We start from the raw sequence: 20,504 nt of genomic DNA on the forward strand, positions 1-20,504 counted from the left end.
TTGTGCACACACTAGATTTACTAATCGATGTTTTTTGGGTTTTTTTGTTTTCGTTGATCTTTATATTTATTGCGAGAAAAATAGCAAAAAGATTTGGTCTGGTAGATGAACCTAATCATCGAAAAACACATCAGGGAGAAATTCCTTTGGTTGGTGGTATTGCGGTTTTTTTTGGTATTAGTTTAGCATTCATGATTACAAACGAATATATTCCACATAAATGGTTGTATTTGATTTGTGCTGGGATTTTAGTATTTGTTGGTGTATTAGATGATCGCTTTGATATTAGTGTTAAAATTCGAGCAACTATTCAAGCGATTGTTGCGCTTGTCATGATTTATTTTGCAGGTCTAACGTTAGATAACTTAGGCTATGTCCTTGGTCCATGGCAAATAAAATTAGGGCCTTTAAGCTATTTGACGACGTTACTTGCTGTTTGGGCAGCTGTTAATGCTTTTAACATGGTTGATGGTATTGATGGTCTGCTTGGTGGGCTTTCTTGTATTTCCTTTGCTGCGTTAGGTATTTTGCTTTATCAAAATGGCAATATGGCATTAGCTTTTTGGTGTTTTGCTGTTATTGCTGCCATTCTTCCTTATATATTCCTGAATTTAGGTTTATTGGGAAAGCGCTATAAAGTGTTTATGGGAGATGCGGGTAGTACATTAATTGGTTTCACCATTATTTGGTTGCTTTTGATGTCGACACAAGGTCAGCAACGTTCAATTAAACCAGTGACTGCCCTTTGGATTATTGCGATTCCTTTGATGGATATGATTGCCATTATGTATCGGCGCCTTCGTAAAGGAATGAGTCCTTTTTCACCCGACAGACAACATATTCATCATTTGATTATGCGTTCAGGTTTTACTTCAAGCCAAGCTTTTATCTTAATTACTTTAGCGGCCGCTATTTTAGCAGCTATAGGCATGATCGGTGAACGTTCAAATTTTATTCCTGAATGGGTGATGTTGGCATTATTTTTGCTTATATTTGCTATCTATGGCTACTGTATTAAACGTGCTTGGAAAGTGGCCCGTTTTGTGAAACGGGTTAAACGTCGGATGCAACGTATAGCGAAATGAATAAACAAATGTTTAAAGGAGTTTCATACCAGTGACAAAATCAGAAACACAACCCAAACCTAATTCTTACTCACAGTCTGTTGAATATGAATTAGATATCAGAAGGTTATTTTGTTCGCTATGGCAGGGAAAAATATGGATTATCTCTTTAGCATTTATTTTTGCGACTGTTGCATTGATCGTTTCTTACATGATGCAACAAAAATGGAGTGCTAATGCTGTCACTGATTTACCTACAGTTAATAATTTAGGAGTATATTATTCCCAACAGCAATTTTTGCGAAATTTGGATTCGCATATTAATGAAGCGCAAGATAATCAGTTACCAACCATTGCGAATCAGGTTTATCAGGAATTTACTGCTCAAGTTGGTTCTTATGATACCCGACGAGAATTTTGGTTAAATAGTGATTACTATAAAACACGCATGGAAGGAAATACTAAGGCTGATGCTGCATTACTTGATGAATTTATTGATAATATTCAATTTACTCCTCGAGATGATAACAAGATGCTCCATGATAATATAAAATTAGTGGCTGAAACGGCTGCTGAAGCGAACCAATTACTACGCGAATATATTTCTTTTGCCAATAAGCGAGCTACTTTTAATCTTAATGAGCAAATTAAAGGCGCGTGGGTAGCAAAGGAGCAATCTTTTAAAACATTAGTTAAACGTCAGGAAATGGTCGCAAAGGCCAGTTATGAACGGCGTTTAAATAACTTACAGCAATCGTTAAAAGTTGCTCAAAAGCAAGGCATTTCACGTAATAAAGTTGATGTCCCCATCGATCAACTAACTGATTCAGAAATGTTTCTATTAGGTACTTCCTTATTACAAGCACAAATTGAAACATTACAGGCTACTGGGCCTAATTATGATGAAAGCTATGATCAAAATATAGCGATGTTAGCGACATTAAATGTAGAACCGGTTCTCGAGAATAATTTTCAAACTTACCGCTATTTAAGAACGCCAGAAGATCCTGTTAAACGTGATAGTCCCCGTCGAGTGTTAATGATGGTCATTTGGGGAATGATTGGTAGCTTGAGTGGGGTAGGTATTGCATTGTTAAGACGCAAAAACTAATTATTAGCTAAACATATAACAATAGGGGACTTCAACAAACTATTAATATGTTGAAGGTAAAATCATTATTGAAGATACATCTCATTAGTAGATGAAGTTAAAATAAAAAAGAGAGCCACTGTGAAAGTGTTGACTGTGTTTGGTACTCGTCCTGAAGCCATAAAAATGGCTCCACTTGTACATGCTTTGACAAACGATAAGGCTTTTGAGTCGAAAGTTTGCGTAACTGCTCAACATAGAGAAATGTTGGATCAGGTATTGCACCTTTTTGAGATCATACCTGATTATGATTTAGATATTATGACTCCAGGCCAAGATTTAACTGATATTACTTGTCGTATTCTTGAAGGGATGAAACCCATATTGCTATCTTTTAAACCTGATGTGGTATTGGTTCATGGTGATACGGCAACCACGATGGCGACCAGTCTAGCTGCCTTTTATCAGCGTATTCTGGTTGGTCATGTTGAAGCAGGATTACGTACTGGTAACTTATATTCTCCTTGGCCAGAAGAGGCCAATCGTAAAATTGCCAGTCATTTGGCAATGTATCACTTCGCACCTACCCAGTACTCACGAAGAAATTTACGAGGCGAATCGATCCCTGATCATCGCATTTTTGTTACTGGTAACACGGTAATAGATGCATTGTTCTGGGTACGTAATAAAGTGATGAATGATGCCACAATACAGGCAAGCCTTGCTGCGCAATATCCTTTTCTTGACCAAAATAAAAAGATGCTGTTAGTTACAGGACATCGGCGGGAAAGCTTTGGTAACGGATTTGAGCGTATTTGCTATGCATTAGCTGAAATTGCCAGAAGTCATACGGATATTCAAGTTGTCTATCCGGTTCATCTCAATCCAAATGTTAGTGAACCAGTACAACGAATTTTGCAGGGTATTAATAATATAATCTTAATTGATCCACAGGATTATTTACCTTTTATTTATTTAATGAATAACGCTTATTTGATCCTGACGGATTCAGGGGGTATTCAAGAAGAAGCGCCAGCTTTAGGTAAACCTGTATTAGTAATGCGTGATACTACTGAGCGTCCCGAAGCGGTTGAAGCTGGTACGGTACGTTTAGTCGGTACACAAACAGAAAAAATTGTTCAAGCCGTAACGCAATTATTAACGGATGACGATGCTTACCAGAAAATGAGCCGTGCACATAATCCTTATGGTGATGGTAAAGCTTGCCTGCGAATTCTTGAAGCGTTGAAAACAAATCAGGTGGCATTATGAGTTTTGAAACTATTTCTGTTATTGGGTTAGGTTATATCGGTTTACCTACCGCCGCCGCATTCGCTGCTCGGCAGAAAAAAGTGATTGGGGTTGATGTTAATCAACATGCGGTTGATACAATAAATCAAGGCAAAATTCATATTGTTGAACCAGATTTAGATAAGACGGTAAAAACAGCTGTAGAAGCTGGTTATTTGAAAGCGTTTACCACACCTCAAAAAGCGGATGCGTTCTTAATTGCGGTTCCTACACCCTTTAAAGATGATCATAAGCCTGATCTCTCTTATGTTATGGCAGCGGCAGAATCAATTGCTCCGTTTTTAAAAAAAGGTGATTTAATTATTCTAGAGTCTACCTCGCCAACTGGTGCGACAGAGCAAATGGCACAGCTGCTAGCGGCTATACGTACCGATCTGACATTTCCACAGCAACAAGGTGAAGATTCTGATATTGATATTGATATTGCATATTGCCCTGAGCGTGTTTTGCCAGGTAAGGTCATGATTGAGCTGATCGAAAATGATCGTGTTATTGGTGGTATGACAATGAAGTCATCTCAACGAGCCAGTGAATTATATAAAATTTTCCTGGCAGGTGAATGCGTGCTCACTAATGCGAAAACGGCTGAAATGTGTAAATTAGTAGAAAATAGTTTTCGCGATGTGAATATTGCTTTTGCCAATGAATTGTCTTTTATTTGTGCTGAGCAAGGGATCAATGTTTGGGAACTGATTAGTTTGGCCAATCTTCACCCACGGGTCAATATTTTACAACCAGGCCCTGGTGTTGGAGGTCATTGTATTGCTGTTGATCCCTGGTTCATTGTTGCTCAGAATCCAAAGCAAGCCCGTTTGATACATAATGCTCGTTTGGTTAATGATAGTAAGCCCGTTTGGGTTGTTGAGCAGGTCAAGACAGCATTAGCGGATTGTGTAACTGAGACAGGTAAACTGGCAAATGAAATTAAAATTGCCTGTTTTGGTCTTGCTTTTAAAGCGGATATTGATGATTTACGAGAAAGTCCCGCTATGCAAATTACTAAAATAATTGCTGATTGGCATAGGGGCTGCACTTATGTAGTAGAACCCAATATTGATGAGTTACCAAAAGTACTGAATGGCCCTTGTCAATTGGTTTCTACTGAAGTTGCTATTGCTAATGCAGACATTATTTTGTTGCTGGTTGACCATCAACAATTTAAGGCGATTAATGGTGAACAAATCCCGCAAAAATGGGTGGTTGATACAAAAGGAGTTTGGCGTTGAAACGTATTTTAGTGACGGGAGGAGCTGGATTTATTGGTTCGGCAGTCGTGCGTCATATCATTGAGCATACTGACGATAGTGTGCTAGTCGTTGATAGCATGACTTATGCCGGTAATCTGGAATCCTTAGCGTCAGTGATAGAAAGCCCACGTTATTCTTTTGCCCAGATAAATATTTGTGATCGGCCGGCAATGGATAAAATTTTTCAGCAATATCAACCTGATGCTATTATGCATTTAGCAGCGGAAAGTCATGTTGATCGCTCGATTGATGGGCCAGCCGCCTTTATCGAGACTAATATTGTTGGCACTTATCTTTTATTAGAGGCTGCTCGCAATTATTGGAATCATTTAGACCAGCAGAAAAAACCGTTATTTCGTTTCCATCATATTTCTACCGACGAAGTTTATGGCGATCTGCATACAACTGCAGGGCTATTTACCGAAACAACCCCTTATGCACCGAGTAGCCCTTATTCAGCTTCAAAGGCTTCCAGTGACCATTTAGTCAGAGCCTGGCAGCGTACTTATGGCTTACCAACATTAGTGACTAATTGCTCAAATAATTATGGCCCCTATCACTTTCCTGAAAAATTAATTCCTCTGATGATATTGAATGCGATAGCCGGTAAATCATTGCCTGTTTATGGTCAAGGAGAACAGATCCGTGATTGGCTATATGTTGAAGATCATGCTCGTGCATTGCACTTAGTCATCAGTCAGGCGGATGCGGGTAAGACTTATAATATTGGCGGTTATAATGAGCGAAAAAATATCGATGTGGTAAATACTATTTGCGATCTACTGGAAGAATTACGTCCGATTAAGCCGAATGGTGTGACTCATTATCGTGATTTAATTACTTATGTCACTGATCGTCCAGGTCATGATATGCGTTATGCAATTGATGCTAGCAAGATAGAGCAAGAGTTGGGATGGAAGCCACAAGAGACCTTTGAATCGGGTATGCATAAAACCGTTGAATGGTATTTAAGTAATGAAATTTGGTGGCGTCATGTACAAGATGGTTCATATGCCGGTCAACGCTTAGGCATTGCGACATAATTGAAAACGAGGAAACGTGATGAAAGGCATTGTTTTGGCTGGTGGCTCTGGAACCCGTTTGTATCCCATTACACGCGGTGTCTCAAAACAACTATTACCTATTTATGATAAGCCGATGATTTACTATCCGCTTTCGGTCCTTATGTTGGCTGGCATCCGAGAAATATTGATTATTTCGACACCTGAAGATCTGCCTGATTATCAGCGTTTACTTGGCGATGGTGATGCTTTCGGTGTTCATTTCAATTATGCCATACAAGCTTCGCCTGACGGCTTAGCGCAGGCATTTTTGATTGGTGAAAGATTTATTGGTGATGATGCTTGTTGTTTGATATTAGGTGACAATATCTATTTTGGACAGGCTTTTAGCGGTAAATTAAAAGCTATAACGGCTCGCCTGTCAGGGGCAACCATATTTGCTTATCAAGTGATGGATCCTGAACGTTTTGGAGTGGTTGAATTTGATGAGCAATTTAAAGTGCTCTCTATTGAAGAGAAACCACAGCGACCTAAATCCAATTGGGCGGTTACTGGGCTCTACTTTTATGATAATCAACTCGTTGATTTTGCAAAACAAATTAAACCTTCGCCACGTGGTGAGCTTGAGATCACCTGTTTGAATCAAATGTATCTTGAGCGTGGTGAATTAAATGTTGAGCTACTAGGCCGCGGATTTGCCTGGTTAGATACCGGCACTCATGACAGCTTGATTGAAGCGAGTATGTTTGTCCAAACCGTTGAGAAAAGGCAGGGATTTAAGATCGCTTGCCTAGAAGAAATCGCATGGCGTAACGGCTGGTTGACTGATGAGCAGGTTAGAAAATCAGCGGAAAAACTGGCAAAAACTGGTTATGGTCAATATTTACAGGATTTGCTGCATGTCTATCCACGCTAATATTGAAATACTCAGTTGGGAAAGTGATTTTTTTAAGCGTAAAACGGCAAAGTTACATTTTGCGCCGGATGCACCGGTTGTTTCATTAGCACAATTAGCCGACTACGATATTGTGCAAGCCAAAATTGCGACCGCTAATACTGAACGGATTGACACAATGCTAGCGATGGGTTTTTGGTTGGTAGAAGGTGAAGTTGATTTTTGTCTGGATATTGCTAGTCGGATAAAAGATCACCGTTCAGAATTAGCGGTGGCGGCTGAAAAAGATATAAAATTCTTGAAAAGTATTGCAGCTACGGCTTTTTCGCATAGCCGTTTTCGCACGCCCTGGTATCGATTGGCAGATAATGCCCGTTTTTATTCTATTTGGCTTGAAAAAGCCGTTAAAGGCACTTTTGATGACGTCTGCTTGTTAGTCAAAAATGTGCAAGGAGATATTCAGGGTTTAGTCACGGTAAGAAAACTAGCCGTTGAAAAAGGGGCGAGGGTTGGTTTATTAGCCACTGCTCCAGCTCATCAGGGTAAAGGGGTTGGTAAACAATTACTAACAGCAGCATGCCAATGGTGTGAGCAGCAAGGGTTAGAGCGATTAAGGATAGCGACGCAAATCAGTAATATTGTCGCTATGCGTCTTTATACGCAAATGGGTGCACAAATTGAAAGCACCGCTTATTGGTTATATCGAGGACGACATGATCCCATTTAATAAACCACCGATTATTGGTACTGAATTAGGTTACATGCAAGAAGCCATGCACAGTGGCAAGTTATGTGGTGATGGGCACTTTACTCAGTGTTGCGAAAAGTGGCTAGAAACCCATTTTCAATGTCCGAAGGCGTTGCTAACCCCTTCTTGTACAGCAGCTTTGGAAATGGCGGCGATTTTGCTGGATATTAAACCGGGTGATGAAGTTATTATGCCAAGTTTTACCTTTGTTTCTACCGCTAATGCATTTGTACTAAGGGGAGCGACGATTGTATTTATCGATATCCGGCCTGATACCATGAATATGGATGAAAATAAAATTGAAGCGGCGATCACGGCCAAAACTCGCGCCATTGTCCCTGTTCACTATGCTGGTGTTGCATGTGAGATGGACACTATTATGGCATTGGCAGAAAAACACCATCTTTATTTGGTTGAAGATGCTGCTCAAGGTGTTATGTCGACTTATAAAGGGAAAGCACTTGGCACGCTAGGTCATATTGGTTGTTATAGTTTTCATGAAACGAAAAATTACTCTTCTGGTGGTGAGGGTGGTGCTGTATTGATTAATGATCCTTCGCTTATTGAGCGAGCAGAGATTGTACGGGAAAAAGGCACGGATCGCAGTCAGTTTTTCCGTGGCCAAGTTGATAAATATACTTGGCGAGATATTGGTTCCAGTTATTTAATGTCAGATCTACAGGCGGCTTATTTATGGGCACAATTGGAGCAGGCGGAAAAAGTTAATCGGCGCAGGTTAGATTTATGGAAAAACTATTATCAAGCACTTAAACCTTTAGCTGAAGAAGGTAAACTAGATTTACCTGTAATACCTACTGATTTGCAACAAAATGGCCATATGTTCTATATCAAACTGAAAGATATTGCACAAAGAACAGCATTTAATAAGCATATGCAAACAGTAAATATTTTGACGGTATTTCACTATGTCGCTTTACACTCCAGCCCTGCGGGTCACAAATTTGGCCGGTTTCATGGTGATGATTGTTATACAACGAAAGAAAGTGATCGTTTAGTACGTTTACCTATGTTCTATAATCTTAGCGATGAAGAACAGCGCCAGGTGATCAAGCAAATCCAATGTTTTTTTGCGTGATATGTCATTAGCTAAAGCGTCTGTATGGACAGCGATTTCAACCTTGATAAAAATTGGGACAGGGTTAGTCGTTATCAAATTATTGGCTGTTTCTTTTGGTCCTAGTGGGGTTGGTCAGGCAGGAAATTTCCGTCAATTGATTACTGTACTTGGCGTTTTATCTGGTGCAGGGATCTTCAATGGCGTGACCAAATATGTTGCTGAATATCATCAGACACCCCCAAAATTAAGTGCTGTATTAGGCACTTCATCATCCATTATTTTGGGTTTTTCAACCCTATTAGCGCTTATTTTTTTACTCTTTGGCTCATTTATCAGTCTGGCACTATTTGGTCATACTCATTATCAAATGGTTATTTGTGCCTTAGCATTGATACAAATGGGGATTGCTTATGCGAATTATTTTCTGGCTATATTAAAAGGTTATCGTGATGCGAAAGGTAATGCACTATCGATTATCGTCGGAAGCTTAGCAGGAGTGATTGCTTACTATTTTTGTTTTAGATTAAATGGTTATCAAGGGGCGCTAATAGGATTAGCTTTAGTTCCTGCATTGATTGTTGTGCCAGCAGCGATCATGATTTTACGCCATAAACAACTGAATTGGTCGTTTTTAAAACCAAATTGGAATAGGGCTATTGCTCATCACTTAACTAAATTTACCTTAATGGCGTTAATTACTTCAGTAACGTTACCGGTTGCCTATATTATGATGAGAAATTTATTGTCTGAGCGATATAGTTGGGATGAGGTGGGTATTTGGCAGGCAGTGACTAGTATTTCAGATGCTTATTTACAGTTTATTACCGCATCTTTTACCGTTTATTTATTGCCCACTTTAGCTAAATTGCAGCATAGAGATGAGATTAGCGCAGAAATTTTTAAAGCTTTGAAGTTTGTTTTACCAGCGGTAGCGATAACTAGTTTTACCGTATGGCTATTGCGAGATCTGGCAATTTGGCTGCTTTTTTCCGATAAGTTTCTCGCCATGCGCGATCTTTTTGCTTGGCAGTTGATTGGTGATGTATTGAAAGTTGGCGCTTATGTGTTCGGTTATTTAGTTATTGCTAAGGCAGCATTACGATTCTACATTTTAACGGAAGTGACGCAATTTGCGTTGTTAACGGGGTTTGCTTATTGGTTAATACCCGCTTATGGCGCTTTAGGTGCTGCTCAGGCCTATATGGCAACTTATATCGTTTATTTTATGCTTTTTAGTGGCATATTTTATCTTTACTGCAGGCGGACATGAAAACCTTAATCCATGTATTAGGCTCTGACATCCCACATCATAATCAGACTGTGTTAGCATATTTTAATGATGTTTTATCTTCGTCAATGCCTTCACGAGAAAAAAGACAGTTTATGGTCGTTAGCCTTGATCCCACGCTAGCATCACGTTATCCATGTCTTAACATTCAGCAATTTGATAATAAAAAAGCGATCGCTAAAGTTATCGCAAGGCAAGCAAAAGTTGAAAGAAATTGCCAATTCTTTTTTCATGGTCAGTTTAATGTGTCAATTTGGTTGGCATTATTATTTGGCAAGATCCGTCGACAACAATTTTTATGGCATATTTGGGGCGCTGATCTCTATGAGGACTCAACTGCATTGAAATTTAGATTATTTTATTATTTACGGCGTCTAGCATTTAAACGGGTAGGGCATGTTTTTGCTACCCGAGGTGATTTAAATTATTTTTCTCATGCAAATCCAGCAATACCAACAACTTTGCTCTATTTTCCAACCAAAATGGATCCGGCTTCAACCGTCTATGAAAAATCGATTAGCCAAACCGATAAAGTAACAATTTTGGTTGGTAACTCAGGTGATAAATCCAATCGACATATTGAAGCATTGCAGGCGATCAAAAAGCAGTTTGCTGATCAGCCAGTTGAAGTTTTTGTTCCTATGGGATATCCCGATAATAATCAAATGTATATTGGCGAAGTCGCTCAGGCAGCGGAAAAGTATTTCCCTGATGGGGAGGTGATAATTATTAAGGAAAAAATAGCTTTTAATGACTATCTGACTTTACTGCGTTGCTGTGATGTAGGTTACTTTATTTTCAAACGACAGCAGGGTATCGGCACATTGTGCTTACTCATTCAGTTCGGAATTCCTTTTATTATTAGCCGTCAAAATTACTTTTGGCAGGATCTTATCGAACAAAGTGTCCCTTTTCTATTTTATGATGATCAATTGGATGAACGACAACTGGCTGCTATTCGAGAAAAAATGACGTTAATTGTTAGAAGCCAAATAGCTTTTTTTAATCCTAATTTTATTAAAGGGTGGCAAGCTGCATTGACATCGATAGGAGAGCAGTAATGACTTTAGCGGAATTTGGTGGCCTATCGATAGTCTATTTTATCTCTCTGATATTAATTTTAGCGCTAACCTATCGAGAATTTCGGCGCGAACGTTTCAATTTCAATATCTTTTTTTCTTTACTTTATTTATTAACATTCTACTTTGGTTTCCCATTAACGGGATTACTTGTTTTTCAATTTGATGTTAGTGTGGTACCAGCTAATGCATTATTAAATGCACTGCTCTCATCTATCAGTTTTTACATTGTTTATTATATTGCGTACAAAACCCGATTGCGAAGTAGTGTCCAACAATCTCAAAAGCCATTATTCACTATGAATGGGGTAGAAACCCGGTTAACTTGTTTTTTGTTGATGTTTATTGCCATAGTAACCGTGGCGATATTTTTCTTACAAAATGGCTTTTTACTATTTCGTTTACAGTCCTATAGCCAGATTTTTTCTAGAGAAGTTTCTAGCATAGCTTTAAAGCGTTTTTTTTATTTCTTCATCCCAGCTATGTTGATTGTCTATTTTTTAAAGCCGACCCAGTATCGCTGGTTGTTTTTTCTATTCAGCACAGTTTTTTTTGGGGTACTTACTTATCTGGTTGTGGGTGGAACACGGGCTAATATTATTATTGCCTTTGCACTTTTCCTATTTATCGGCATCATCCGTGGCTGGATCAATTTATGGATGCTAACCATTGCCGGTGTTATCGGCATTATTGGCATGTTTTGGTTAGCATTGGAGCGTTATGGGTTGAATGTTCGTGGCGCGGAGGCTTTTTATACTTTTCTTTATTTAACCCGTGATACTTTTTCCCCTTGGGAAAATTTGGCACTGTTGCTAGATAACTATGACAAAATTGAATTCCAAGGATTAGCCCCGATTGTACGTGATTTTTATGTTTTTATTCCCAGTTGGCTATGGCCTGAACGACCTAATATGGTATTGAATTCAGCCAATTATTTTACCTGGCAAGTACTTAATAATCACTCTGGTTTAGCCATTTCGCCAACATTAATTGGTTCTTTAGTCGTGATGGGGGGGGTTGTTTTTATTCCTATAGGCGCGATTAGCGTTGGCTTGATTATCAAATGGTTTGATTGGCTTTATGAAAAAAGTAAGCTTGAAACCAATCGTTATAAAGCTGTTATTCTGCAAGCTTTCTGTTTTGGCGCTATTTTTAATATTATTGTTCTTGTGCGTGAGGGTGTGGACTCTTTCGTTTCACGAGTGGTGTTTTTTGGTCTGGTATTTGTGCTTTGTCTGTTTGTTGCCAAATTGGTTTATTGGTTATTTGCTAAAGCCGGTTTAATTCGCATATATATCACCAATGATTGTAAAAAAATAAGCTAAATAATAGCTACTGGAGTAATGTATGAAGCAAAAAGTGATCCCGAAATATGATATTCGAGGTCATCTTATTTGGGGTTTCCATGATATAAGCCATTTCCTCGATTATCTGTTTTCCAATCAACAGATTAAGCCTGGAACATTAGTGGCTATTAATGCAGAAAAAGTCTTAACCGCAGAGCAAGACTCAGACTTAAATGCACTACTCGCTGAAGCAGAATATCTGTATGCCGATGGGATCAGTATTGTCAGAGCGATTCGTCGTAAATACCCACAAGCAAAGGTTTCACGTATTGCGGGTGCGGATTTGTGGGAAGCCTTGATGGAAATCGCAGGTCAAAAGGCGGTACCCGTATTTCTGGTTGGTGGAAAAGCGGAAATTCTTAAACAGACCGAAAATAAACTTCGGACTCAGTGGCAGGTGAATATTGTTGGTAGCCAAGATGGTTATTTTAAACCTGAACAGCGTGAAATATTATTTAATCGCATTCAGGCGAGTGGCGCGAAAATTGTTACCGTAGCGATGGGTTCACCAAAGCAAGAAATTGTTATCCGTGATTGTCGGCAAGTTTATCCCGACGCACTTTATATGGGAATAGGTGGTACTTATGATGTTTTTACTGGACATATAAAACGCGCTCCTAAATTATGGCAACGATTAGGGTTGGAATGGTTATATCGATTGCTTGCTCAGCCGAGTCGTATTAAAAGACAAGTAAAATTATTGCGCTTTTTGGCTTATTATTATGGTGGCAAACTTTAGTCATTTATTTGTATATTATTTCTTTTGCAATGGCTCGCTTTGACAGGTAATAAATCGTAATTCGATCTGCTAGGCCTTCTTTAGAATAGGGTTTTTTAGCTTACAACAGTTTTTTCATTGTTGAGCAATTACCACTATTTTGATTACATTTATAAATTTTTATTTCGTTATTATTAAAAACATGTTTTCATTACGGCACTATTATCTGTCATTTTGACCATGAAGGTCATATGGTATTAAGTGATTATTGAAAGGGCAGGAAATTGCTATGGGGAAACCGGAACAAGGCCTCAGTCGCAGCCTTGAAGCGAGGCATATTGAACTTATTGCATTAGGTGGAACAATTGGTGTTGGTTTATTTATGGGTTCTGCCAGTACGTTAAAATGGGCAGGACCTTCTGTATTACTGGCATACATTGTTGCTGGATTATTTGTTTTTTTTATTATGCGCTCAATGGGAGAAATGTTGTTTCTTGAACCCGTTACTGGCGCCTTTGCCTCGTTTGGTTATAAATATTTGAGCCCATATTGGGGATGTTTAACGGCATGGGGTTATTGGTTCATGTGGGTCGCTGTTGGGATATCAGAGATCACAGCGATTGGTGTCTATGCGGAATTTTGGTTTCCTGAGGTGCCACAATGGGTTTTTGCGTTGATTGCGGTTGTACTTGTTGCTCTAGCTAATCTAGCCGCAGTACGTTTGTATGGTGAATTGGAATTCTGGTTTGCCATGATCAAAGTTACCACGATTGTTGTGATGATCTTAATTGGACTAGGACTGATTTTTGTTGGTATTGGCAATAATTTTGAACCTATTGGTTTAGCCAATTTGACTGAGCATGGTGGCTTTTTTGCTGGTGGTTGGCAAGGCTTTTTGTTTGCGCTTTGTATTGTAGTGGCCTCTTATCAAGGTGTTGAATTAGTTGGCATTACTGCTGGGGAAGCGAAAAATCCGCAAGTGACATTAAAAAAAGCGATTAATAATATTTTATGGCGAATCTTAATTTTTTATGTTTGTGCTATTTTTATTGTTGTAACGTTATTTCCCTGGACAGAGATTGGTCAAAACGGTAGTCCATTTGTACTAATGTTTGCCAAAGTAGGCATTGTATCGGCAGCTGCGGTGATTAATTTTGTGGTACTAACAGCGGCATTATCAGGTTGTAATAGTGGCATGTATAGTGGCGGGCGTATGATTTATGCTTTAGCGCAAAATGGACAACTACCAAAATCTTTATTGAAAGTGACAGCAAATGGTGTGCCTGCCCGGTGCATAATGCTAACAATTTTGTGTCTTATTGTTGGCTCAGGTCTCAACTATATTATCCCTGATCCACAAGCAGTTTTTGTTTATGTTTATAGTGCCAGCGTATTGCCTGGAATGATACCATGGTTTGTTATTTTGTTGAGTCAATTGCGTTTTCGGCAAGTGCATCAACAGCAATTAACCCAGCATACTTTTAAGTCGGTATTGTTTCCTTACGTGAATTATTTGACCTTGCTTTTTTTGGTGTGTGTACTTGTTGGCATGGCAATTAATCCCGATACGCGTTTATCATTAATTGTTGGCGGCGTATTTTTATTGATTGTTTCTGTGATCTATTTTTTAAATCATTTTTTCTGCCGTAAAGCGATGAAAAAATGATTAGTAATAGCCGGTTTGACTGGCTAAAAAATGATAGTAAGGTTAATTTTGTGATTGAAATGGATAAAGCATAAGCAAATAACCTTTTTATTAAAAAAATCACTGGACAGCATGCTATTAAATCCGTACTATCCTCACCCGCAACGGCGTTAAGCGCCCGTAGCTCAGCTGGATAGAGCGCTGCCCTCCGGAGGCAGAGGTCTCAGGTTCGAATCCTGTCGGGCGCGCCATTTAATGCGTGCTCTGCTACGGTGTAGTAGATTAGTGTTGTATCCAATTTATTGGATTTTTAAAGATTTTATGGTGGCTATAGCTCAGTTGGTAGAGCCCCGGATTGTGATTCCGGTTGTCGTGGGTTCGAATCCCATTAGTCACCCCATATTTGTTTTATGCAGCTTGCGAGGGTGGCGGAATTGGTAGACGCGCTAGCTTCAGGTGTTAGTATCCTTACGGATGTGGGGGTTCAAGTCCCCCCTTTCGCACCATAATATAAATAAGTTTTAAAAATTACATAAAAAACATCATTAAAATAGAGATTGTTTTATTTTCGGCGAGTAGCGCAGCCTGGTAGCGCAACTGGTTTGGGACCAGTGGGTCGGAGGTTCGAATCCTCTCTCGCCGACCAAATTTTCAAGAAACCCTGCAATTTTTGCAGGGTTTTTTCTTTGTAGCTCCTGCGTGCGACAATGGCAATCTCACAATATTTAATCCGGGTTTGTTTTTTCTCTTTTGTGCCTAGCATGGCTCATTCATGCGCGTGAAAGTCTCGTCATAAGCCGCTCACCACAAATTAAGTAAAGTGCAACTGCATGCGGGCCAAAATGTCCAGTTGTCGCTTCTCACATAACCTCAATTTTTCGAACCATCCGGTGTGAAGCTACATGCTGGGTGGTCTGGCAGGTATCGGTTAGATATCTATCTGTTCTTATGCCGACTATATCTTTATATTTAGCTAAATAAATGAGTATGGATAAATCCGTTTATACTGGTTATCTGAGAATGCCTATTTTTCCAATTTTTATAGCGAAATAATGGCATAATTGTATTTAAAATGTTGTTTTTTGTATTTATAAAAGTTTGTCGTATTTTAACAACAAACTTAACTTTTAATGTCTCAATATAGAGACATCTTATTGCATGAAAAATAAAGAAAAAATATAAATATTTCTATAGCGTCTCTAAAGAGAGACAATCTAGCACTGGTTATTGTGGGTTATGGCAATCAAAATAAGTAAAATTATTTTGTCAAAAGGCAATCAATCGTTATTTGGTGAATATTTATTCAATAATAGCAATAAAAAGAGTGTCTTTGAGTAAAAAAATGATTTTGGCATGAATTATGCCTTAGATAGAGTGTAGATGCTCATCCAGCTTCTTGTGATAGCGTTTCGCATCATAAACTATAGGATGACGCAGAGCCAATTTAATGTGCCTATTGTCCACGTTATCGATGCAATAATATCCATCACCAACCGGACGCAACGTTGAGTGAGGCACAATCCGTCTGTAGACCTGATTGTATTTTGACACCTATCTTTTGATAGGTGTTTTTTTATCTTATTAATTTTTTAACAAAGTTAAAATTTCATCCAATAGGAATTATTGAATGTGATAATTGATGCTATTTAATTTAAATAGTTTTACGTTATTAATGTCAATTTAATCGGTGAAAGTAAAAAGCCTCTGAAAGTTAGAGGCCGAGGTTAAAACAATAGAGATAGAGTTAGCCATCAACTTTCATGCTTTAATGAAAAAAGTAAGCCATGTTGGCGAATTTGTGCAGCTTCTTCAGCTTTATGTTGTTTATCTAAAGCATCAGCAAGCCAGGCAAAGTCGTGAGCATCAGGACGTTGTGCTAAAGCAGATTTAAAGTATTTTTCCGCTTCTTGCCACTCAGCATGCTGTAATGCAAGTTGACCTAAAGTACTATTTAGTAGGGGAGTGGCACCACCAGACTGTTTTATTAGATTGTGCAGGATTTTATTCATAGCTTTGCTATCGCTGATTTGTAAACGAGGAACCAGCAATAGAAGATGTTCATCATATTGCTGTTTTAATCCATCAATAATAATTTTTTCCGCTGCTTCGCTATCGTCACATTCAATAAGACGAGCAGCAACGATCGATTGTAGTACCGGATCATGACGTATTTTACGTCCTTGAGACCGCCACCAATCTTTTAGATTTTCGCTGCCACCTTCAGCCGTATATTGATTAATCAAACCTTTATAAGCGTCTTTGCGTAATTTATCGATTTCTTCTGCACTATATAACTTTTCTTTTTGCATAATGGGCAAAAGTTCAATAAGCGCTTGATAAGCCCCGCAACGCCGATAAGCTTGTTCTGCCATTCTTAAAACTTCAGGGTGGCGCGGAGCCTGATCCAGTAACTTGTCAACACCGTGACGTGCGGCATAAATTTTATTTTCGGCCAGTTGTATACGCACACGCGTAATATCAACAGGAAGTTGATGGTTACCGGCGACTTCTGCTGCGCGCTCAAGATATTGATTGGTACGATATTCATCTCCGCGCTGTTGAGCGGCTTCAGCTGCCAGTAGATAGTTAACAACCGGTTGTTCGGCATAGTCAGCATGGCGTGTCAGTAATTTTTCAACTTGTGAAAAATCACCTTCTGCTAATTTTAGTAATGCTTTTTGCGTTTGACTATGCGCTTTATGATATTTACGGCCTTTTAACCAATTATGGGTAAATGATGTCGTGCCGCGAATACGACGATAGCACCAGCCAAGAAAACAGAAGATAAATTGTAAAATAATAAAACAGATGACTAAACCGGTTACACTGGTTTCAATATCGTAGTTGTTGGTTTGGATAAGGACATAGCCTTGATGGCCTGCGACATTGGGACCAATAATGATGCCAGCAATCAGTACAATAAAAAGGATCAGTACTTTTATCATGCAGCTCTCTCCTGCGCGGTTTTATTGCTTGGCTTCACCGCCTCTTCTGTTGGTGTAGGTGGCGCTATTTTTATGTCATTATTTGTTTTCTTTTCATTAGTTGGTTGATTTTTTTGCGGTATGGGTGTTGCAGAAGAAGGGATTTGTCCTTGAATACGTTTTTGTAACGCTTTATCGAGCAATAATAAACTTTTTAATTCACTGGGAATATCCATTGTAATGGATTGTTCAATTAGCTTATCGACTTCGGTAAGGAAGGCTTTTGTTGCCGCATCGTTGGTATTGAAGTAGATCCGGATCCAAGTTGAAACTTGCTCTAAAGATTGTTTATAAATTTGCTCTTGATAGCGAGGTACCGCTTGGGCGGCAATCAGTAGCTGAGCTCGAATATTGGCGCGTAGGTAAATATCCTGATTAGGTGCAAGTAAAGGGGTCTCATGAGAATCTCTACGACGAATGGTAATAAAATTTTTACTAAAATTTTTCCAACTTTGACTAAGATTTTGTTTCCAATCAGCAATATTATTGGAAAGTTCTGTACTATCTTCATCCATGGGTTTGCCATCTGGGGCACTATCATTTATACGTAAATTATCAATATCACTGCTAAGTTGATTAAGTTTTAAAATAATTCCCTCATAATCAATTTGGCTAATGGCTGATAGCACACTAATATCACTATTAATTGTTTTTCGGATCTCAATTAAATTAGGATCATTCATTTCAGCCAGGCTTGCATCAGCACTTTTCAATAAAGCAATTGCCGTAACGGGATCATTATCATTCCAAAGTTTACGGCCGGCCATTTTGGCTAAGAAATCAGCTTGGGCCAGTAGCCAGCGTTTTACATCTGTACTTGAAAGTGTGGTGATTTGTGCTTGTAATTCTTCGATCCGCTGTTCAAGTTGCTGCTCATATTCTTTTTTATCTAACTGGGTAATACGCTGAGATTCAACCAATTGGTTAATTTGCTGTTTTTCTGTTTCTTGTTGACGTAGTAGTTCACTTATTTGTTGTTGCAGTTCACTACTTTCATTGACGACTTGTTGATGTTTAAGATTAAGATAATAATAGAAACCACCACCCAGTATGATAATAAGTACGAGAGTAATTATACTACCAAACAGACCAGAACGCTTTTGTTTATCAGAGACACCATTTTTGGCTGTAGATTGCGTTGCTGTTTTTGAGGCATTTGATGTGTTTTCATTTGCCTCATTCGGTTTATTCTGTTCCGTCATAATTAATATCTCAATATCGGTTTACATTAATGCCTGAATTAAAGCATCATTATTAGCACTTTTGGCTACTTTTACTGATTGCCATCCAAATTGGTAAGCAGTACTAGCCAAACGTTCACTGACAACAATTAAATGGCGAGAAAGCAACCAAGGTTTAACATCATCCATAATTAAGTTAAATAATAAATGCAACATTTCGCCACTGGTAACAATTATTGTACTAATATTTGCCTGTTGCCATTGTAACTGGAAAGTTTGTCGATCATATTTTATTGGTTGACGTTGATAACACTCACAATAATCAATATGGCTTCCGCGCGATTTTAATGTTGCGGCGAGTAGTTCACGTCCACCATTACCTCGCAATAACAAAGATTTTTTGCCTAGAAGTGATTGTAAACCAGGTAATTCAAGTAATGTTTCACTAGTTTCACCTTTATGAGATGAATGAATAGGCAAATTAGTTAATTGGTGAAAAGCTAATGCTGTTGAGTCCCCTATACCATAATAGGATAGCGTATCAGGCCATTTTCGTCCTGTTAAATGAAGCGCTGAATTAGCATGCCATACCGCGTTTGGTGATAGAAAAAAAACCCGATCACCGTTAGTTAGGCTGGCTAATTTACTCGGCAGAAGATTCAGTTCATTACCTGGCATAATTTCAATTAGTGGGGCATGAAAGGCCATTTTTCCTACTGACTTAATAAGCCGAACAAGTGTTTCACCGCTGGGGTTTGGTCTGGTGACCAATATACTCATCGAGAAAATGCTCCTGGGAAAATTTTGTTAAGAATTTGTTTGGCGCCATTATTGAGTAACTCTTCTGCCAGTTCAATGCTCGCTTGTTGAGCATCTTCTGGTTTAAAATATCTTTCTGCACGAATAATTTGACTTCCATCGGGCGTACCAACCAGTGCTCTAAGCCAAATTTGTTTATTTTGCCAAATAGCATAGCTACCTATTGGGAGTTGGCAGCCACCTTGCAATCGATTATTGACGGTTCGTTCTGCTTGAATACAGATAGCAGTATCATGATGATGTAACGGCGCTAGAAATTGTTGTGTGTGGTAGTCATCAAGGCGGCATTCTATACCAATAGCGCCTTGCCCAACGGCAGGTAAAGAGTGCTCAGGTGGCAGAGGCATACGTATACGTGTTTCTAAATTAAGACGTTTTAGACCAGCCACAGCGAGAATAATACCATCGTATTCACCATTGTCTAATTTACTTAGCCGTGTTCCAACATTACCACGCAGATCTTGAATAACTAAATGGGGATAAATATGACGTAGTTGGCATTGGCGTCGCAGGCTTGATGTTCCTATAATACTGCCAACTGGCAACGCATCAAGGGAATCATACTGATTGGATACAAAAGCATCACGAGGATCTCCTCGCTGGCAAATAGCTATTAATCCTAAGTTATTAGGGAAAGTAGCGGGGATATCTTTTATGGAATGAACAGCAATATCAGCCCGATTTTCTAGTAGTGCGTTTTCTAATTCTTTGACAAAAAGCCCTTTGCCACCAATTTTAGCCAGAGGGGTATCAAGTAGAATATCACCTTGAGTACTCATGGGAATAAGTTCGATCGTTAGTGTTGGATGATGTTTTTCTAGTTGTGTTTTTACGTAAATCGCTTGCCACATTGCTAATGGACTTTTCCTTGTTGCGATACGCAGTGTTTGTATTGACATGTTTTTATTTTTCTTAGGTAGTTAGATTATGAGTGAATTATAAAGGAAAGGTAGCCAGTTTTAACATTTTGGTAAGTTTTTTTCCAGTTA

At 38.8% G+C, this 20,504-nt stretch carries 17 protein-coding genes and 4 tRNA genes; 17 read left to right on the plus strand and 4 right to left on the minus strand.

Annotation, left to right across the window (positions count from 1 at the left end; genetic code table 11):
* The first annotated feature begins 2 nt into the window (after nt 1–2).
* The 17 genes from wecA (at nt 3) to LDL57_RS01020 (ending at nt 15,177) form a co-directional block, all read left to right on the plus strand.
* Nucleotides 3–1,085, plus strand: coding sequence for a UDP-N-acetylglucosamine--undecaprenyl-phosphate N-acetylglucosaminephosphotransferase (gene wecA, locus LDL57_RS00940; RefSeq protein ID WP_180558574.1), 1,083 nt, complete (start codon nt 3–5; stop codon nt 1,083–1,085).
* Between the two features lie 31 nt (nt 1,086–1,116).
* Complete coding sequence (gene wzzE / locus LDL57_RS00945) at nt 1,117–2,175, plus strand: ECA polysaccharide chain length modulation protein (protein ID WP_180558573.1); 1,059 nt, start codon at nt 1,117–1,119, stop codon at nt 2,173–2,175.
* Between the two features lie 120 nt (nt 2,176–2,295).
* On the plus strand, nt 2,296–3,426 hold the full coding sequence (gene wecB, locus LDL57_RS00950) for a non-hydrolyzing UDP-N-acetylglucosamine 2-epimerase (RefSeq protein ID WP_180558572.1): 1,131 nt from the start codon (nt 2,296–2,298) through the stop codon (nt 3,424–3,426).
* Nucleotides 3,423–4,691 carry a UDP-N-acetyl-D-mannosamine dehydrogenase gene (wecC, locus tag LDL57_RS00955; RefSeq protein WP_180558571.1) on the plus strand — a complete coding sequence of 423 codons (1,269 nt, stop codon included), beginning with the start codon at nt 3,423–3,425 and terminating at the stop codon, nt 4,689–4,691. The genes wecB and wecC overlap by 4 nt, the downstream gene beginning before the upstream one ends.
* On the plus strand, nt 4,682–5,755 hold the full coding sequence (gene rfbB, locus LDL57_RS00960) for a dTDP-glucose 4,6-dehydratase (protein WP_225506783.1): 1,074 nt from the start codon (nt 4,682–4,684) through the stop codon (nt 5,753–5,755). Before wecC ends, rfbB begins: the two co-directional genes overlap by 10 nt.
* Nucleotides 5,756–5,774: 19 nt before the next feature.
* Nucleotides 5,775–6,650: a glucose-1-phosphate thymidylyltransferase RfbA gene (gene rfbA / locus LDL57_RS00965; RefSeq protein ID WP_180558569.1), complete on the plus strand. Its 876-nt coding sequence runs from the start codon at nt 5,775–5,777 to the stop codon at nt 6,648–6,650.
* Nucleotides 6,634–7,356 (plus strand): dTDP-4-amino-4,6-dideoxy-D-galactose acyltransferase, encoded by a 723-nt coding sequence (rffC, locus tag LDL57_RS00970; RefSeq protein WP_225506785.1) that lies wholly within the window; start codon nt 6,634–6,636, stop codon nt 7,354–7,356. Before rfbA ends, rffC begins: the two co-directional genes overlap by 17 nt.
* Nucleotides 7,343–8,473 (plus strand): dTDP-4-amino-4,6-dideoxygalactose transaminase, encoded by a 1,131-nt coding sequence (rffA, locus tag LDL57_RS00975; RefSeq protein ID WP_180558598.1) that lies wholly within the window; start codon nt 7,343–7,345, stop codon nt 8,471–8,473. Before rffC ends, rffA begins: the two co-directional genes overlap by 14 nt.
* A 1-nt stretch (nt 8,474) precedes the next feature.
* Nucleotides 8,475–9,725, plus strand: a complete 1,251-nt coding sequence (gene wzxE / locus LDL57_RS00980) for a lipid III flippase WzxE (protein ID WP_180558567.1) — start codon at nt 8,475–8,477, stop codon at nt 9,723–9,725.
* Nucleotides 9,722–10,804: a TDP-N-acetylfucosamine:lipid II N-acetylfucosaminyltransferase gene (locus LDL57_RS00985; RefSeq protein WP_180558566.1), complete on the plus strand. Its 1,083-nt coding sequence runs from the start codon at nt 9,722–9,724 to the stop codon at nt 10,802–10,804. Before wzxE ends, LDL57_RS00985 begins: the two co-directional genes overlap by 4 nt.
* Complete coding sequence (gene wzyE / locus LDL57_RS00990; RefSeq protein ID WP_180558565.1) at nt 10,804–12,147, plus strand: ECA oligosaccharide polymerase; 1,344 nt, start codon at nt 10,804–10,806, stop codon at nt 12,145–12,147. The genes LDL57_RS00985 and wzyE overlap by 1 nt, the downstream gene beginning before the upstream one ends.
* Before the next feature lie 22 nt (nt 12,148–12,169).
* Nucleotides 12,170–12,907, plus strand: a complete 738-nt coding sequence (gene wecG, locus LDL57_RS00995; protein WP_180558564.1) for a lipopolysaccharide N-acetylmannosaminouronosyltransferase — start codon at nt 12,170–12,172, stop codon at nt 12,905–12,907.
* A gap of 268 nt (nt 12,908–13,175) precedes the next feature.
* A complete protein-coding gene (gene thrP, locus LDL57_RS01000; RefSeq protein ID WP_225506794.1) occupies nt 13,176–14,552 on the plus strand; it encodes a bifunctional threonine/serine APC transporter ThrP in 1,377 nt (458 codons plus the stop codon).
* Nucleotides 14,553–14,705: 153 nt separating this feature from the next.
* Nucleotides 14,706–14,782 (plus strand) — tRNA-Arg (locus LDL57_RS01005).
* Nucleotides 14,783–14,855: 73 nt separating this feature from the next.
* Nucleotides 14,856–14,931, plus strand: a tRNA-His gene (locus LDL57_RS01010).
* Between the two features lie 19 nt (nt 14,932–14,950).
* Nucleotides 14,951–15,037: transfer RNA gene (locus LDL57_RS01015), tRNA-Leu, on the plus strand.
* 63 nt (nt 15,038–15,100) lie between these two features.
* Nucleotides 15,101–15,177, plus strand: a tRNA-Pro gene (locus LDL57_RS01020).
* Nucleotides 15,178–16,282: 1,105 nt separating this feature from the next.
* On the opposite strand, the gene hemY is transcribed toward LDL57_RS01020, so the two are convergent.
* Genes hemY through hemC form a run of 4 tightly spaced genes read right to left on the minus strand, consistent with a single transcriptional unit; the run spans nt 16,283 to nt 20,414 of the window.
* Nucleotides 16,283–17,476, minus strand: coding sequence for a protoheme IX biogenesis protein HemY (gene hemY, locus LDL57_RS01025; protein ID WP_180558562.1), 1,194 nt, complete (start codon nt 17,474–17,476; stop codon nt 16,283–16,285).
* Entirely contained in the window at nt 17,473–18,717 is a 1,245-nt protein-coding gene (gene hemX / locus LDL57_RS01030) for a uroporphyrinogen-III C-methyltransferase (RefSeq protein WP_225506795.1), read from the minus strand. The genes hemY and hemX overlap by 4 nt, the downstream gene beginning before the upstream one ends.
* 21 nt (nt 18,718–18,738) lie before the next feature.
* Nucleotides 18,739–19,476 (minus strand): uroporphyrinogen-III synthase, encoded by a 738-nt coding sequence (gene hemD, locus LDL57_RS01035; protein ID WP_180558560.1) that lies wholly within the window; start codon nt 19,474–19,476, stop codon nt 18,739–18,741.
* Complete coding sequence (hemC, locus tag LDL57_RS01040; protein WP_180558559.1) at nt 19,473–20,414, minus strand: hydroxymethylbilane synthase; 942 nt, start codon at nt 20,412–20,414, stop codon at nt 19,473–19,475. Before hemC ends, hemD begins: the two co-directional genes overlap by 4 nt.
* Nucleotides 20,415–20,504 lie beyond the last annotated feature (90 nt).

This window comes from Arsenophonus apicola, from assembly GCF_020268605.1.
In the GTDB taxonomy this organism is placed as follows: Bacteria; Pseudomonadota; Gammaproteobacteria; order Enterobacterales; family Enterobacteriaceae; genus Arsenophonus; species Arsenophonus apicola.